Here is a 16,347-nt window from a genome sequence, read left to right on the forward strand (position 1 = left end):
CTTACCTGGCTCCCGTTTCTATTAATTTTCGGTAAATTCCTCTTGCATTGTCATAAGCCGCTTTCGCCGCCTGTTTCTCTTCTTTGCGGATATTCGGCTCCTTCATTTTCCAGCATTGTTCCAGGGCCGCGAGGCACCATTCAGCGCTTTTGCTTTCTGTAATAGGTTTACCATCAATCTTCACAAAAACAGGATTTGAATGCGAGCTTGGGAAAATGCGCAGCGCTACCCAGGATGATTTTTCAAGCTTGTGATCAAATTTTATATTTCTTATTTCCCCGTCGGCCGCTATTTCAGTAGTATCTGTTGCCTCTCCATTCACAATCAACTCCACACGTACCTTTCGTGACTTTTCAATGCGGGCTCTTTCAATATCCCAAAATGGTCTAACATCGAGCGGCGTTTTGGCAATCACCGCACCTATACTATCCTGGTTTACAGGCAAATAGGCCGCTACTTGTGCAGTAATAGAGATATTAGTGTCTTTTTTAAGCTGCAACTCACTGTTCCCAATTCCAGCCAGTTGCCCATTCACGGCAAAATCCAGAATGTGCGATTTTCCATCGGAAACATAACTTCTCCCCTTTTTAAGCGCATCGACGTATCCGTCGTAAGTCATCGGCCCGTCGGTTTTGAAATAGCTCCTGGCCTGTCCTACCCGAGCGTCGGTAATGCAGGGAAAGTCAGTTTCGCCGCTGAGCCTCGGTGTAAAGCCGCAATTGAGTGTGTGGTAGTACATATTCAGCTCCCAAAGAGCAGGCGTATCACCCGCACTGAAAAAGTCGACGAGATTTTGAGTGACGGTAACAATGTATTCATTGGCGCCAATACCATCCATTTTTGGCAAAATATAGTTTGGTATCGTACTAACCGGCTGCACAGGTTCGAGTCCCCAGCCGGAATGCGCATAACCGGTAACACCGCCCTGCTCTTTCGCCCAGGATAAAACCGGCGCAGTCCAGCTCGGCCAGTCTTCAATCACTTTTGTATTCGGGTAATCATCTTCTTTTATCCTCAGCAAAACAATATGCCCCGCGTGCGACGAAGGAAATCCGGAAACTTCCACATCATTCCGCATTGTATTGGTTTTGCCGGAAAGCGGGTGGTCTTGGCCGGTAAAGAACGTTTTCTGTCGGTACCAGCTCGGCCCCCAAGCCAGATTCGCAGCCATATTGAGGTCTTCTCCCAAAACCTGCCGGAACATATCTTTGGGATCTACACCCTCCTCGGGACTGTCGTAGTGACTGCATCCTGCGGCGTGAATATGGTGATCGGCGCTGTACCAGCCCAGTTTTAAGAGTTGGATCCAGCGTTTCAAATCGAAACTAATATCAAATGTCTTTTTGCCTTCGGGGACAGTAACTTCTTTAATCTGAGGAATATACTCCGGTCCCCGGGTGTATGTGATACGGTACGTACCAGCTGGAAGTTGCACGTGCTCACCGTCTTTCCGGTAGATTTGGGGCTGGAAAAAGAAGTCGGGGTATTCGTCGAATGCAGCTACGCGGCGAGATTGCAGCGGGTAGTAACGTTTGAATTTACCGGTTGATAGCACTTTTGAATCAGCAATAATAAAAGAAGCCATCGCCGGACTTCCATCTGAATCGCGGATACGGAAATTGACAGTAACTGCCGGTTTTGCATTAAATAATATATGTGTGGAGTTTCGGAAACCAAGATCCTGGCTGCCCTGCCCAACATGAAAAGCAATTTCCGCCTCCCGCTTTCCGGCATCTTTACAATAGATCTGAACTACTGCATATTCAAGTTTCAGACCCGACAAATTAGCTTGCAGCGGCCGGTTGGTGTACATCTGCAATTCCAGAAAGCGATTTGCAACCTGGCCCGGCGTAAGTTTATGTTCTTCTTTTACCCGATGTTCAAAAGACGGAGAATGGAATGGTTTGGCTGCATTCGGACTTTCTACTTCTAGCTTGGCAGTAATGCCAGCGTCATTATTGATCCGTACCAGAAAACTTGTCCACCCGTTCTGGATCAGCTCCGCTTTCGCCGCACCTCGTTCCACTTTTACCCGGCCTTCGGGATTGATATCGATGATATTCAGGCAATAGGGATCGAATATTTCCTGAATGCCTTTTACGGTTTCCGCTGATAATGGCTTGTTTTCCAGCACCTTTAACTTTTGCAAATCGCCCGCTGCCAGTGGATTTCCGGAAAATGCAAGCGCATCCCGAAGTCGCATTGCCTGTGATAGAAGCGGCTGAGGCTCTACCGCACTTTGCTTGTGATCAGCTGCATGATGGTGTTCGTGCTGCGCAAAAAGCACGACAGAAAATAGCAGTTGAAAAACGAGTGCGATAAAAGTCTTCTGCATATCAATCTTTATCCTTTTTCCTGTTCAATTTCCAGGCACTGAACCCTAAATAGACCATACTGCCTCTCGCTCCTCCCCTTTTCCAAAGTCCGTTCACACTGCTAAGCCCCAGAAATATTGGTCCAAAATGCCCTACCGCTCCGATCGAAGGCCGATTATTTCCTTCAATGAATGAGATAGGGAATGCGAAATCGGAATCCTCATCTTCAAAACGTGGTGTGATCGTGAAAGCATTTGGCTGATAAATATCCAAAAGCTCGCCTGACCGTTCTTGAAATCGTTTTGTTTGAGAAAGGTTAAGAAAGAAACCTTTTACTAATTGAAGATCCACTTCCAAATGCAAAGCCTGCGGCAATCTCACGCTTTTATTAAATGTTGTGTCAGAAGTTGAGGGATAAAGGCTCATAAAACCTTCGGTACCTCTGTCACTGATCGTTTCCAGCTCGGTTTGGCCAATTACTGCCTGCGCCTGCCGACCTCTCGACACTTTTGAATCATTGGTATTGTAGCGGATTGAGCCAATATCTGTCAGCGAAGCGCCAAGCCGAATGAGGTATTCCGGGCTTTCGTCATACACTTCTTTTGATTTCCCCCAATAAGAACCAAGTTCATAGCTGAAACCAAGATCATAACCCCAGCCGGATCCGTATTTATCGGAATTAAACAAGCTGCCGAGCGAAACGCCGCGGTTTGGTGTGCTGTAACCGCTTTCATAACCGAAGTTGTTGACTGTTAACTCATTAATATCCGGATTTGTTGCGAGCGGCTGAATGGAAAAGTTTTCGACATTGGCAGACAAATACCCTACTCTCGCGCCAAAAACCCGCTTAACCGTACCGCCGATCCGTACCTTATGTGACTCTAAATCAAGTAGCTGCACGCCATAAGAAACACTTACATCTGAAAAACTTTGCTGAATAAGGCTAAAATCTCCCCAGGCTTCATTATTGACTGCCGGCGTACTTCCCGTATCCAATCTATGGAAATACAAATTGCGCACCGCATCGGGAAAATGGTTCGCCATCGCGTAACCTCTCGTGCGGAACGATAATGCGAGTCCCTGGTATTTACCCAGAGAAATCATTGCCGACGGCCAGCGGATTTCACTTGCCAGATGGATCGGATCTTCATAAGAAAGTGAGCCCATTGTCCTCGACCGGCCGTATAATTCTTTGGTTGAATGCGGCGCAAGAAGCGGGTATAACAGTGAATTTTCACCCAAAAACCTAAAATACCTGTAATTAATGCTCCCGCCGATGGTCCCGATATTGATCTGCCACTTATGCTTTGGCCCGCCTAGTACCGACGGGTTGTAGGTGGCGCGGTATAAGCCGCCGTAATTGCTTTTGTCGAGACCTGGAATTTGTTGGGCAAAGCTGCCTGTTGCGAAGAATGCGGAGAATAGTGCTGAGTAAAGTGCTGATTTTTTCAATGTTGAGATTTGTTTGTAATGTTCAGTTTTCCGGAAGAATCGTAAAGTAGTAGCTCTTGTCCGATCAACTCCCGTAGTGTTTGTATTAGTAAATTTTCATCCGTATGCTCAAAAGCCTGACCCAATGCGACAGGGGCCAATGCGCCTTCCTTTTTGATATATTGAATAATTTGCCCGGCCAGATTCGCTTCGGTCGTTTCGTTTTTTTTCTTTTTTAAACAAATATCACAGATCCCGCACTCTTCCGCGTCGAACTCGTTGAAATATTCCAGCAATAATAATGTCCGGCAAATGCGGGTGTGCGACGCATATCTGGCAACTGCCCGGGCTTTTGTTAAATCCCGCTCCTTTTTTCGCTGTATTTCAAAAACATTGAGCGGCAGAACCGACGCTTCATATCTGGGTGTCAGGAATAGAAGTTGAGGTTTGTCTTTTCTGGGCTGGTAATCCACTATTTCGCGCTCGGCCAGGAATTTCAGTTTTTTGATAACTTCCGCTTCCGGGGCAAAATAGATCTGCGCCAGTTCCGTCTCCGAGATCCGCACATATTCTGTAAAAACCTCGCCGCCGTAGAGTCGCAAAATCAATTTGATAAACGAATCCATTTCCTGGTAACGTATCTGGAAGTCGTACAATTGGCGGTTATCTACCAGGAAATGTATCTTGGAAGGATCGTTGAAATTTTCGCTTAATTGAATAAAACCCTCTTCTTCAAGGAGTTTCAATGCGTAATGCGTTTCACTTGACGGTAACCCGAATACGCCGGTAAAATCTTGAATATCAAAGCTATACCCCGCCATTTCACCCCCATTAACAGGTACCTGGTAATAATTCGCGAGCGATTGGTAAACCTTCCGCAGCACTTCCATGCCTGGGTACCGCCTTTCGATATTCTTTGAAAGTTCTTCCAGCTCGATCGGACTGAAAAGTGCTACTGCGTACGCTTTTTTCTCATCGCGCCCTGCCCTGCCAGCCTCCTGGTAATAGGCTTCCAGGTTATCAGGTAAGTCGAAATGGATCACGGAGCGCACATCGGGCTTGTCGATCCCCATTCCAAATGCATTGGTTGCCACCACAGCCCTGATCTGGTTTCGGATCCAGGCAGTTTGCCGCTCCGACCTGTCTTTAAGCGGCAGGCCCGCGTGGTATGCTTGTGCAGAAATGCCCTTTCGGTTGAGCCAGTCGGTAATTTCCTTGGTTTTTTTCCTCGTCCGCACATAAATGATCGCCGATCCTTCCACATTTTTTAATACCTGCAATATCTTGGCTTCCTTATTTTCTTCACCAAAAGCGGAATAGGAAAGATTAGCGCGCGCGAATGATTGTTTGAAAACGCGCGAATTTTTCATTTCCAGCTTATCCAGAATATCCGCCCGCACTTCTTCGGTGGCAGTCGCGGTTAATGCGATCAGCGGCACGTGCGGGATCAGCTTGCGAAATTCGGAAATGAGGAGATAGGAAGGCCGGAAATCGTAACCCCATGCAGAAATGCAATGTGCCTCGTCGATTGCGAGCAAACATACGTTCATTTGCGCCACGCGCACTTTCATAATATCTGTGCGCAACCTTTCAGGCGAAACGTACAGGAATTTGGTATTTCCGTGAATGCAGTTATCGAGGGTAATATCAATCTCATTTTTGCCCATTCCGGTGTGAATGGCGGCAGCAGAAATTTCCCGTTTTTTGAGTTGTTCTACCTGATCTTTCATCAACGCGATCAGCGGCGTTACCACAATGCAAACCCCCTCCATCGCCATTACCGGCACCTGGAAACAGACAGATTTTCCGCCTCCCGTGGGTAGCAAAACGAGGGTGTCGATGCCATTCAGGACGGTTTTAATCGCATCTTCCTGGAAGGGACGAAACGTATTATAGCCCCAAAAACGCTTTAAAATGGCATGAAGATCAATCATTCCGGCAAGTTACAGTGTGTTATTCGCAAACTCAAAATTACCGTACCGGCAGCTAACCGGGCCAGATTTAAATGCTTGAAAATATTAACTTTGTTTTCATTCATTTAAAACGGTTTCATGCGCACGCTGCTTTTCCTTATCAGTATTGTTAGCCTCTCCGGCTGTTCCGTATCGCGGTATATTAATAAGGAAATAAAAAATTCGCCGGTTCTGGGCCAGCAGCATACGGGAGTTTCTATCTCCAATCTGAGTGAGGGGAAAGAGCTGGCTTCTTACCAGAGCAACAAATATTTTACGCCTGCATCCAATACAAAGCTATTCAGTTTTTACGCAGGTTTATGTGCCCTGGGAGATTCTATTCCGGGTTTGGAGTACCTGGAATGGGGTGAATTGCTGATCATCCGTGGTACAGGCGACCCTTCACTATTGCACCCTGACCTGCCTCCCAGTAAGGTAATCGACTTTCTGAAAAGCCGTAAAGAACCTATTTTTTTTACCCCCTATAATTTTGAAAACAAGCGATTTGGCTCCGGCTGGGCGTGGAGCGACTATAATGATTACTACCAGGCGGAAGTTACGCCAATGCCTATTTATGGAAATATTGCGCGATTTAAAGGTGGGGCTTCTCAATTTACGGTCAGTCCAGGGCGCTGGAAGCAGGCGTTGGTTTTCGATAGTCTGGCCTCCGGTATCGAGCGGGAAGAATTTTTTAACATATTTCACCACTCTAAACTCGGCGTTCCTCAGGGACTTGAACAGGATGTGCCGGTCCGCATGACGGATCAACTCACCGTGCAGCTTCTGAGTGACACGCTGAAAAAGGAGGTTAAGCTCATTAATATTCCGCTGGATATTGAGTTGCAGCGCATTAATAGCATTCCTTCGGATTCGCTGTATACCAGAATGATGCAGGTGAGCGATAATATGATGGCCGAGCAATTAATGCTGCTTTACGCTTCGGCGAGCGGGCTCCCGCTGAATACTGAAAAAGCGATCGCTCATGCAATTGAGCACCATTTGAAAGATTTACCCGACAAGCCGATCTGGAAAGACGGGTCGGGATTGAGCAGGTATAATCTCTTTACGCCCAGAAGTATCGTGGCTCTTTTGCAAAAGATCTATGTAAAAATGCCACAGGAAAAGCTGTTTAAAATACTGCCTTCCGGCGGGCAAAGCGGGACTTTGAAGAATTTATTTAAAGACAGTACTCCCTTTATTTACGCAAAAACGGGTAGCCTAAGTAACGTCTACAACCTGAGCGGGTTTTTAGTCTCAAAAAAAGGTAAGGTGCTGGTATTCAGCTTTATGAATAATGGATTTACACGCCCTGGCAGTGAAGTGAGGAAAGAAGTGGAGCGGATATTGACCGGTGTACGCGATAAATTTTAAGCTATTCTTTTTCTTCCCAGGTTTTGCCGGTACAGTAAATGCGGTTCATTCCATTTTTACGAACCAATAGGTAAACCTGATAACTCCCCGGCTCCACAGTCGCCTCGTGAAAGCTTCCATACGCGCCTTTTGAAAAGTACATCAATCTTCTCAAAGTCGTTTTTAGTGGTACGGCAGCTTGATAAGGCGGCGATACATACGCGTGCTCAGCTGATTTAAGCAAAATATAAGGACCGTCAGAATAGTCCCTTTCTGCTTTGAAGAAATCCTGAGGGAATCGGATAACAATATGGTTACCAACCTTCTCTACGATTTCCGGGGTTAGCAGACTGTCACATTGGATATCCAGGTTTTTCTTGTCGGGATTCCAGCCTTCTGCCAGCGGATCTCGCGACTTATAATAGGAACGTATCTTCTCATAATGCTGCTGGTCCATTGAAAACATACTTAAACCCAGCCAATCTGCATTGAAGCGTGCATTAAATTCCTGCGCAATGGCCGCCCGGCGGTTATTGACCGCGTCTGCAAAATTACTGTGCAGAATCACCAGGTTCAATATGATAGTCAGCACTAAAATCCCTGGGACAAATTTTCTAACGGTCACTTTTGTGGTAAGTGCGAGAAATGCGTAATACAATGCAATGCACCACAGCGCCGAATACATGCGGTACCGGCCTTTGAACATTCCTTCAAAAGTGTCTGTCGGAATGCGTTTGTAGGTTAAGGCGAGTGCGGTAATAGCTACTAATATGGCTATTCCGGCCGCAAATAGGGCTGTTTGATTCGCATAAGGAGCTTTCAAGAAAGCCGAATCCCACAATTTGCTGAATTCTTTTCGGTAAAGAAAAATAAGCAGACCGATGAAAAACATTCCAAAAACCGACGCCAGATACAATATGGAATAAGGTGTATTATAGGCAGTGAGGGTGACTATTGAACCGATAAATCCAAAAAATCCGAAAAAGCCTTCATGTACCTGCTTTGGATTTGTAATATCAAGATTTTGAGTAATAGGAGTGAAATCGATAAAATACACGATTCCAACTACCACCGTAGTGACTAGTGTGATCAGAAACTGTTTCCTGTATCCTGTAAGCAGGTATATCAATCCTATTACGGGGAAAACCATTAACCCATTTCCGTAAGTGAATGTAGCTGCGAGCGCGAAAAATAAGGCGGCTAATAGCTTTTTGGGATGGAATGCTGCAAAATAAAGAGCCGAGAGAAAGAAAAGGATTACGCCAAAATTGCATAGCGAACTAACGCCCCAGAATATATTTTCAAAAGACTGGATATTGAACCACAACCATAAAACAGGAACGAAGTACCATATTGAAATGCGGAGCTTGCTAAACGCACGATAAAAGAAAAACGCGCAAAGTGCCCAGCAGACATTGGCAATGATCATCGGCCAAACAAGGTTGACTTCACCAAATATCCCGTAAAGCAGCAGAATTACAGAACGGGAGAAAACAAGCCGGTGTTCGGGAAATAAGTCTGTAAGTAACTTCCAGCGTTCCAGCAGATCAGCATCGCCGAATGGCGGAATTATGCCTAAAATAGTAATGTCGTCGAAAGCTACATAATTGACATTCAGCGCGATTGTCTTAAAAACCCAAATATAAATGACGACCGGAGCAATGCAAAACAATAATAAAAGCCAGGTTTTTTCCCTGGCTAAGCGTAGGAGAGATTGGAGCATAAAGTTAATTTTCGGTTTCCTCTTCGGCCGAGGCACGGGGATCCTTTGTGTAATCGTAAAGCAGCTTGCCCTTATCGTCCCACTCTCTCAAAACAAAAGGCTCAAAATCTTCTTCCCAACTTGTTTTGGGATATTGTATCTCTTTTTTCCGCTGTCTCCGAAACTGGTAATATTCAATCCAGCGGCCCACTTTCTTGCCGTCGTCGTATTTACCATTGGCCATTAATTGACCTTCTTTATAAAATTGCAAAAATTCGCCTTCCACCTCCCCAAATGCAACCGGCACTACTTCCTTGATCTGTGTGTGTGCTGAATCATAATAAGTTATGCGGGACTCAGAGGGAAATCCTTTATCCCAGACTGATTTATCGATCAGATTATATTTCGCATCGTATTTCACCCAGCGACCGTCTTTCACGCCCATAAAATAGTAACCCTCCTCGATCAGATTTTCGCCATTATACTTTTTGTATGAACCGTGGAGCGGCAGCGCCTGGTCTTTTTTCTGGATCACCGCTGAACTGAGCTTCTTGCCTTTTTTGTCGTACCAGCGGGTTTCCGTAGCGCGGGCATAGGGACTGATCGGCTGATATTCCTTTAATACATGAAACGATTCGACTGTCGCGCGGTCGCCGCTGCCGTATTTCACCGACATACTTTGCATTGGAACACCTTTATATTGCACTTTTGCAAGCTTAGCTCTTTCCTTTTTTGCCTTCCTGTCGGATTTCTGGCTCTTGTATTCCTTTACCCGTAAACCCAGGTCAGGAATGGTTTCGCCAAAAAGTGTTGACAGACTTGTGGATTTCCCCTTATCACCTGGCAATGAGGCTCCTACAACCGGATCGAGACCCGAAATAAATGAACTAAGTCCGGTTGGCCGGCTCGTTGTGTCCTTTTTTACTGTCTCTTTTGGAAGCCAGGCGGGTGGTGTAGAATCCTTTTGAACGGACTGAGCATATCCCCCCTCTATCAGAATACACGAAATTAGGCTACAAATCAGAACGATTCTTTGCATGAGAATTGGATTTTTCTTACGAGCAAGATTGTTACTTTTGTAACGAATTGATTTTTTCTATATTGATATTCAACGTACAAATTTAAAAAAACACCGTGGAAAAAAGCGCAAAAATTTATATCGCCGGGCACAGAGGAATGGTAGGTTCTGCCATACATAGAAAATTGGTCAAAGAAGGCTTTAATAATCTGGTGCTAAAAACTTCTTCCGAGCTTGATCTGCGCGATCAGGGTGCAGTTAGATCTTTCTTCGAAACGGAGCGTCCGGAATATATTTTTCTTGCTGCCGCAAAAGTAGGTGGCATATTGGCCAATAACATTTACCGCGCCGAGTTTTTACATGATAACCTCCTGATTCAGAATAATGTAATCGACAGTGCGTACCGTTCCGGCGCGACAAAGCTGATGTTCCTGGGTTCCAGCTGCATTTACCCAAAACTTGCTCCGCAGCCGCTACGCGAAGATTCTTTGCTGACAGGATTATTAGAGCCGACCAACGAACCTTACGCAATTGCGAAGATCGCGGGTATTAAAATGTGCGAAGCTTACCGCGCGCAGTATGGCTGCAATTTTATCTCGGCAATGCCCACTAACCTGTATGGTCCGAACGATAATTACGACCTGAACAACTCACACGTACTGCCCGCAATGATCCGGAAATTCCACGAAGCGAAGGAAGAAAACAGGCCTGCTGTTGAGCTTTGGGGTACAGGATCGCCGCTGAGAGAATTTTTACACGCAGATGATCTGGCCGATGCCTGCTACTTTTTAATGCAGAATTACAATGAGCCGGGCTTTGTAAATGTGGGTGTAGGTGCGGACGTGACGATCAAATCTCTGGCTGAAATGATCAGGGATATTGTTGGTTACGAAGGTGATATTAACTGGAATACAGACAAACCTGATGGCACGCCGAGAAAGCTGATGGACGTAAGCAAGCTGCACGGTTTGGGATGGAAACACCGGATAGAATTGGAAGACGGGATCCGTGTAACTTACCAGGATTTCCTGCAAAAAAGAGAAACGTATGCGGTCTAAATTGATAGCTGGCAATGCGTTTAAAACGTTGTAAGCCTAATATTTAAGTACTAAAATCTATTTTGACCTACGATAATTCTTTTTTTTGACAAATTTCCAATATAAAATTATAAGAATCTTCGGGAATCTAATTAGTTTTGCAGCGTCCCAAAAAGGGGCATTTTTAAAACCTTAGTCAGAGAGAAATGTCGGCCATTATTAAGTTAGACCAGATAGACCGTAAAGTACTGGAGATCCTTCAAACGAACGCAAAAATAACCAACGCACAACTATCGAAAGAAATAGGGCTGTCCCCTGCTCCGACTTTGGAGCGCGTGAAAAAGCTGGAACAGTCGGGCATTATAAAGAGCTACCACGCTCAGCTTGAACCTGAGAAAGTAGGCTTGGGTGTAAGTACCTTTGTTCAGATTTCACTGGTAGGACACCGTAAAGCTGTGACGGAATCGTTTGTTGAAAAGATCCACGCAATCCCAGAAGTAATTGAATGCCACCATATTACAGGTACAGGTGACTTTTTATTGAGAGTTATCTCGAAAGATATCAGTACTTATCAAAAACTGATGCTTGAAAAGATCAATGAAATTGAAGAGGTCGCAAGTACTCAGACGATGGTGATCCTGTCTACTTTTAAAGAAAGCAAAGTATTACCTATACCTTGATGATATTTCGTCAGGACATTAAAAAACCGCAGAATATACTTCTGCGGTTTTTTTCTTTTTATTAAATCTTCTTCACTATTGATGTTGCTCTCTCAGCAAATCATTCACCGTTTTTACGGGATTAAAAGTGATCAGGGGAACTTCTACGAACAGGGTATTCCAATCGGCCATTGATCCGTTCCACAAACCTGGTAACTCCTGGGCTTTCAGGTCTTTACCGTCTTTTGATTTGGCAGTAATGAAACCTGTAAGCGGATCACGGAATTTTTTCAAATCAAATAATTCTCCCTTATAATTCTTCACGCCACACACCAGATCGACCGGATTAAAGTGTGTTGAGTTCTTGAAAATATCGTTTTGAGACGAATCATCTAAGTCTACCTGCGCTGATTCGACAATCTGCAAAGACGAAGATCCATCTGCATTTTCGGCCCAGAAAGGTCCGCCGCCGGGCTCACCCTGGTTTTTCACCATTCCGCAGGCTCTCAGAGGACGATCCAGCTTTTGAACAAAATATTCTTTTCTTTTTATATCCTCCCACGAATCGAAACCTGCAGGCGGAATCACACAAAGCTCCTCTTTGAAAAAAGTATCGATTTCTGATAAAATGCTGAAATCAGTGTCTGCATGAAGCTTTTCAAGATAGGTGAATATCTTTTTCTGGTATTTGAGAACTATTCCTGAAAGCGCTTTTTTATATTGAATTGTATCTGCCTTGATTCTGTCAGGCACTACATTATCAATATTTTTAATAAAAATAATATCTGCATCCAGCTGGGCTAAGTTCTCCAGCAATGCGCCGTGACCTGCGGGACGGAATAAAAGCGAACCGTCTTTTTCGCGGAAAGGCGAATTATCCAGGTTAACCGCAATGGTATCCGTCGCGCTTTTTTGCTCCGAGAATGAAACAATATACCTCACGCCAAATTCGCTCTGATAGCTTGGCAGTACTTCTACCACCAACTTTTCAAATTTATCGCGATGTTCGGGAGAAACTGTGAAGTGAATCTGGACATTGCTGCCTGCATTTGCATATTTCGCACCTTCCACCAAATGTTCTTCCAGAGGCGTTCTTGACCGATCGGTATAATTATGAAATTTCAGTAATCCTTTTGGTAGTTCCCCATAACCCAATCCTTTAGTAGTCAGGAAATAAGATGCGATTGTAGTTTCATCCGCAGAAGTAATATCATAACCATCTGATAATAGTGACGCTTTTAAATCTTCGTAAAAAGCAAAGTCGGGGAGCTTTACAAAGAATTCATCCACTGATTTATCTCTTTTTCCTTCTTGTAAAAAGCTGAAAAGTGACTTGAACATTCGGGTTGCCGCCCCGGATGCGGGTACAAATTTCAACAAAGCCACTTCGCCGTCGGCTGCTTTTTTGTCAAAATCACTGATCACTTCTGAAATTTCTGAGTCTGTAAGTCTTATAATTCCGTCACCAACTGTCGCCGCTTTCGACAGCTGGAGAAATGGAAAACCATCAACAAAATATCCAACCTGCTCTTCCACAGTGCCGATATCACTTCCTCGCTCCTTTATTTGAGTTATATCTTTTTCAATGAACATACTTATGTTGTTTAATCAGTGAAGTTTTAGGGTAAGACTAATTATATAAAAGCGAGCCGGGAACCCGCTATAACTATGGATACCGATTTATTTAAGTATCCTCAATTTGGCGAAACTGAGAAGCAGTGTTTTCTCTCCGACGAGGTCAAATTTGACGGTTGCTTTGCGATCAGTACCGTTCACGTCCATTCTGGTTACCTGTCCGAACCCAAACTTCAAATGTTCCACTTTGTCTCCTTCTGCAAGGTCAAAAGTATCGCTGGGTACGAAATCCACCGACGGTAAATGCGCAGGGCTGGGCGAAGTTGCTACCGGAGCTGCGGGCTTGCGAAGATTTCTCGCAAAATTGGTAATCGGAGGTAGCCCGGAATTCCGCTCTGTGGCAGTTTGGACCATTTTGGAAACATTCAGAAAACGCTGGTCGACTTCCAGTAGAAACCGGCTTGGTTCGCACAACTTAATGCGCCCCCATTGATAGCGGCTCTCTGCGTAAGAAAAAGTCAGTTTCTTTTCGGCGCGGGTAATCGCTACATAAAATAGCCGCCTCTCTTCTTCCAGATCCTGCCGGCTTTCCAGCATCATTTGACTTGGAAAAAGATCTTCTTCCAAACCGACTATAAATACATTCCTGAATTCCAGCCCTTTGGCGGAGTGAATGGTCATCATGGTAACGCGGTCGTGGTCCTCATTTTCGTCCGGCTCGTCTGCATTGGTCAGCAGCGAAACGGATTGCAGGAATGCGCTAAGCGATTTGTCTTCGGTTTCTTCACTATCGACGAATTCTTTGATCCCGTTCAATAATTCCTGAACGTTTTCATACCTGGAAAGCCCTTCAACGGTCTTATCCTCATATAATTCTCTCAAAATCCCCGAAGCTTTCGCAATATGCGCAGCAATTTCATACGCATCTTTTCCTTCTTCGACCTGGATTTTAAAGCTTTTAATGAGCGTAGCAAATTGCTCGATCGGAGAGATCGTGCGGCCGGAAGCATATTTGCCGATATTGGCGACTACATCCCAGATAGGCATATTGTTTTCAGAAGCCGTGACCGAGATTTTGGCTACGGTTGTATCTCCGATACCACGCTTGGGAAGGTTAATAATCCTTTTAAATGCTTCTTCGTCGCGCTGATTGACGGTATATCTAAGGTAAGCAAGCAAGTCCTTGATTTCTTTTCTTTGGTAAAAAGACTGCCCACCAACTATTCTGTACTTAATACCAAGCTTTCTGAGTGCTTCTTCGAAGGAACGGGACTGCGCATTGGTACGGTACAAAATTGCAAAATTCTCATTCCGCAATGCTTTCTGCATTTTCTCCTCAAAAATAGCAGTCGCCACAAGCCGGCCTTCCTCATTATCTGAGTTGGCCTTGATCACATCTATTAATGAACCTTCTTCATTTTCAGTAAATGTCTTTTTCTCTAACTGCGCTTTATTTCTCGCAATCACAGAGTTTGCAGCGTCGACGATCGTACTGGTAGAACGATAATTTTGTTCCAGCTTAATAGTCTGAACGTCAGGAAAGTCCTTTTCGAAATTTAGTATATTCTCAATATTCGCACCCCGGAAAGCATAAATACTCTGCGCATCGTCTCCTACAACACATATATTCCTATGAACCGCCGAAAGTTTCCTGGTAATAAGATACTGCGAAACGTTGGTATCCTGAAACTCATCCACCATCACATGCTGGAATTTGTGTTGGTACTTATATAGTACATCCGGAAAATCCCTGAAAAGCACATTAGTGTTGAAAAGCAGATCGTCAAAATCCATCGCATTCGCCTGGAAGCAACGGGTTGCATAGGTTTTATATAACCTGCCGATCTCCTTCATCTTTGCCGCGTCGTCATCTGCCTGGATAACCGCATTATTAATGTAATCATCCGCAGAGATCAACCGGTTTTTCGCTCCTGAAATTCTGTTAAAAACCACATTGGCTTTATAAACTTTATCGTCTAGGTTATACTCTTTAATGATACTTCGCAGTAAGGATTTGGAATCATCAGTATCGTAGATCGAAAAGTCGCTGGTGTAACCCAGATATCGTGCCTCAATCCGCAAAATCTTTGCAAAAACGGAGTGAAAAGTCCCCATCCATATATTCCGCGCCTCAGTCCCGACAGCGCCTTCAATCCGCTGGCGCATTTCGCCCGATGCCTTATTGGTAAATGTCAGGGATAATATGCGAAAAGGATCTACGCCATTTCCGATCAGGTGCGCAATGCGATAAGTGAGTACCCTCGTTTTCCCGGACCCGGCACCCGCTATGATCATTAAAGGTCCATTTCCATGCAGCACAGCCTCCCGTTGAGGTGGATTGAGGGTGGATAGATATTCGTTCTGATTTAAAATCGTATGTTTTTCTGATTTGCTCATTGCCCTTTGCTAAAATTCAAAGTTAGGAAAAACCCTTTAATGCCTTCTTTCACTTCAACTGTAAAACCTGTAAGTTTCGAAGGTGGAAAATTTGTTCCTCGATTTAGAACGCTAACAACAGCTTATCGGTTGTCTGCAATGGTGTTGTTACACAGCATTAATATGAAAACATTATAATGGATATAGAAGATCAGCCGCTGGAAGTACAATGGGAGTTCCTGCTGGATAAGCTTGAAAGATTAGTAGGTAAAAAACCGGCAGACCTGAATGGTGTGCTTTTCCTTATAGGTGTACAAGAGCTGGGCCAGGGAGCCAAGCGGTTTACTAAGGAGCAAAAACAGGATCTGATGCATATCGGTATCTGTGAAGTACTGCGCCTTTCCTCCTATTATGAATTTGAATATGCCGATAAAGAAGGCTGGCCGCATTATAAACTGATACGCGCGCTTCCACCTGGTGATGTGTTAAAACAAGAAACGTTACTAAAAATGCATGTTATAGAATATTTCAAAGAACTTTAAAATAGGTTAAAATTCTTCTATTTTCATTTTCAAGGAGTTGCGTGATTGGGTTAAAATTTTGGTAAAAATATTTTGCTTTTGGATTTGGATGTTAAAAATAAAGCCTGCACTTTTGCACTCCCAATCGGGAACAACGGTAGCGCAGACGGCGAGACCACTAGTTCTGAAAGATTCAGAGCAACGTTCTTTGACATGATGAAGAGAGCAAAAAGATAGTTCGTTAGAAACATTGATGATCTTCTTTCGGGAAGATGATCGCAAATAATTTACAATGGAGAGTTTGATCCTGGCTCAGGATGAACGCTAGCGGCAGGCTTAATACATGCAAGGCGAAGGGGCAGCAATGTCACTGTCGTACGGGTGCGTAACGCGTATGCAACCTACCTTTTA

General features: G+C 44.5%; 11 protein-coding genes and 1 rRNA gene. 5 read left to right on the forward strand and 7 right to left on the reverse strand.

Translation table 11 applies throughout. The features are described 5' to 3' along the window. Position 1 precedes the first annotated feature (1 nt). Genes LZG94_RS23605 through LZG94_RS23615 form a run of 3 tightly spaced genes read right to left on the reverse strand, consistent with a single transcriptional unit; the run spans position 2 to position 5,680 of the window. Positions 2-2,335, reverse strand: a complete 2,334-nt coding sequence (locus LZG94_RS23605) for a CehA/McbA family metallohydrolase (RefSeq protein ID WP_233794123.1) — start codon at positions 2,333-2,335, stop codon at positions 2-4. 1 nt (position 2,336) lies between these two features. Then, a complete protein-coding gene (locus LZG94_RS23610; RefSeq protein ID WP_233794124.1) occupies positions 2,337-3,767 on the reverse strand; it encodes a DUF5723 family protein in 1,431 nt (476 codons plus the stop codon). After that, positions 3,764-5,680, reverse strand: a complete 1,917-nt coding sequence (locus LZG94_RS23615) for an ATP-dependent DNA helicase RecQ (protein WP_233794125.1) — start codon at positions 5,678-5,680, stop codon at positions 3,764-3,766. Before LZG94_RS23615 ends, LZG94_RS23610 begins: the two co-directional genes overlap by 4 nt. Before the next feature lie 117 nt (positions 5,681-5,797). Here LZG94_RS23615 and LZG94_RS23620 point away from each other — a divergent pair, with 117 nt between their 5' ends. Next, positions 5,798-7,069: a D-alanyl-D-alanine carboxypeptidase/D-alanyl-D-alanine-endopeptidase gene (locus tag LZG94_RS23620; RefSeq protein WP_233794126.1), complete on the forward strand. Its 1,272-nt coding sequence runs from the start codon at positions 5,798-5,800 to the stop codon at positions 7,067-7,069. Between the two features lies 1 nt (position 7,070). On the opposite strand, the gene LZG94_RS23625 is transcribed toward LZG94_RS23620, so the two are convergent. After that, positions 7,071-8,771 carry a hypothetical protein gene (locus LZG94_RS23625; RefSeq protein WP_233794127.1) on the reverse strand — a complete coding sequence of 567 codons (1,701 nt, stop codon included), beginning with the start codon at positions 8,769-8,771 and terminating at the stop codon, positions 7,071-7,073. A 4-nt stretch (positions 8,772-8,775) separates the two neighbouring features. Continuing rightward, a complete protein-coding gene (locus LZG94_RS23630) occupies positions 8,776-9,789 on the reverse strand; it encodes a toxin-antitoxin system YwqK family antitoxin (RefSeq protein ID WP_233794128.1) in 1,014 nt (337 codons plus the stop codon). 95 nt (positions 9,790-9,884) lie between these two features. Here LZG94_RS23630 and LZG94_RS23635 point away from each other — a divergent pair, with 95 nt between their 5' ends. Beyond that, entirely contained in the window at positions 9,885-10,826 is a 942-nt protein-coding gene (locus tag LZG94_RS23635) for a GDP-L-fucose synthase (protein WP_310589887.1), read from the forward strand. A gap of 185 nt (positions 10,827-11,011) precedes the next feature. Continuing rightward, positions 11,012-11,485, forward strand: a complete 474-nt coding sequence (locus tag LZG94_RS23640; protein ID WP_015813234.1) for an Lrp/AsnC family transcriptional regulator — start codon at positions 11,012-11,014, stop codon at positions 11,483-11,485. Between the two features lie 75 nt (positions 11,486-11,560). Here the strand turns inward: LZG94_RS23640 and LZG94_RS23645 are convergent, their stop codons facing one another. Continuing rightward, positions 11,561-13,057, reverse strand: coding sequence for a DUF4301 family protein (locus LZG94_RS23645; RefSeq protein ID WP_233794129.1), 1,497 nt, complete (start codon positions 13,055-13,057; stop codon positions 11,561-11,563). Between the two features lie 87 nt (positions 13,058-13,144). Then, positions 13,145-15,436 carry an ATP-dependent helicase gene (locus LZG94_RS23650; protein ID WP_233794130.1) on the reverse strand — a complete coding sequence of 764 codons (2,292 nt, stop codon included), beginning with the start codon at positions 15,434-15,436 and terminating at the stop codon, positions 13,145-13,147. 176 nt (positions 15,437-15,612) lie between these two features. Here LZG94_RS23650 and LZG94_RS23655 point away from each other — a divergent pair, with 176 nt between their 5' ends. Beyond that, entirely contained in the window at positions 15,613-15,957 is a 345-nt protein-coding gene (locus LZG94_RS23655) for a hypothetical protein (protein ID WP_215236062.1), read from the forward strand. 268 nt (positions 15,958-16,225) lie between these two features. Next, positions 16,226-16,347, forward strand: a 16S ribosomal RNA gene (locus LZG94_RS23660); the annotation flags it as partial.

Source organism: Dyadobacter sp. CY343 (assembly GCF_021390335.1).
In the GTDB taxonomy this organism is placed as follows: domain Bacteria; phylum Bacteroidota; class Bacteroidia; order Cytophagales; family Spirosomataceae; genus Dyadobacter.

Excerpts from the sequence above, each read along its gene's own strand:
- LZG94_RS23605 (WP_233794123.1), bottom strand. The coding sequence starts at position 2,335 with ATGCAGAAGACTTTTATCGCACTCGTTTTTCAACTGCTATTTTCTGTC.
- LZG94_RS23655 (WP_215236062.1), top strand. The coding sequence starts at position 15,613 with ATGGATATAGAAGATCAGCCGCTGGAAGTACAATGGGAGTTCCTGCTG.
- LZG94_RS23650 (WP_233794130.1), bottom strand. The coding sequence starts at position 15,436 with ATGAGCAAATCAGAAAAACATACGATTTTAAATCAGAACGAATATCTA.
- LZG94_RS23640 (WP_015813234.1), top strand. The coding sequence starts at position 11,012 with ATGTCGGCCATTATTAAGTTAGACCAGATAGACCGTAAAGTACTGGAG.
- LZG94_RS23625 (WP_233794127.1), bottom strand. The coding sequence starts at position 8,771 with ATGCTCCAATCTCTCCTACGCTTAGCCAGGGAAAAAACCTGGCTTTTA.
- LZG94_RS23620 (WP_233794126.1), top strand. The coding sequence starts at position 5,798 with ATGCGCACGCTGCTTTTCCTTATCAGTATTGTTAGCCTCTCCGGCTGT.
- LZG94_RS23630 (WP_233794128.1), bottom strand. The coding sequence starts at position 9,789 with ATGCAAAGAATCGTTCTGATTTGTAGCCTAATTTCGTGTATTCTGATA.
- LZG94_RS23615 (WP_233794125.1), bottom strand. The coding sequence starts at position 5,680 with ATGATTGATCTTCATGCCATTTTAAAGCGTTTTTGGGGCTATAATACG.
- LZG94_RS23645 (WP_233794129.1), bottom strand. The coding sequence starts at position 13,057 with ATGTTCATTGAAAAAGATATAACTCAAATAAAGGAGCGAGGAAGTGAT.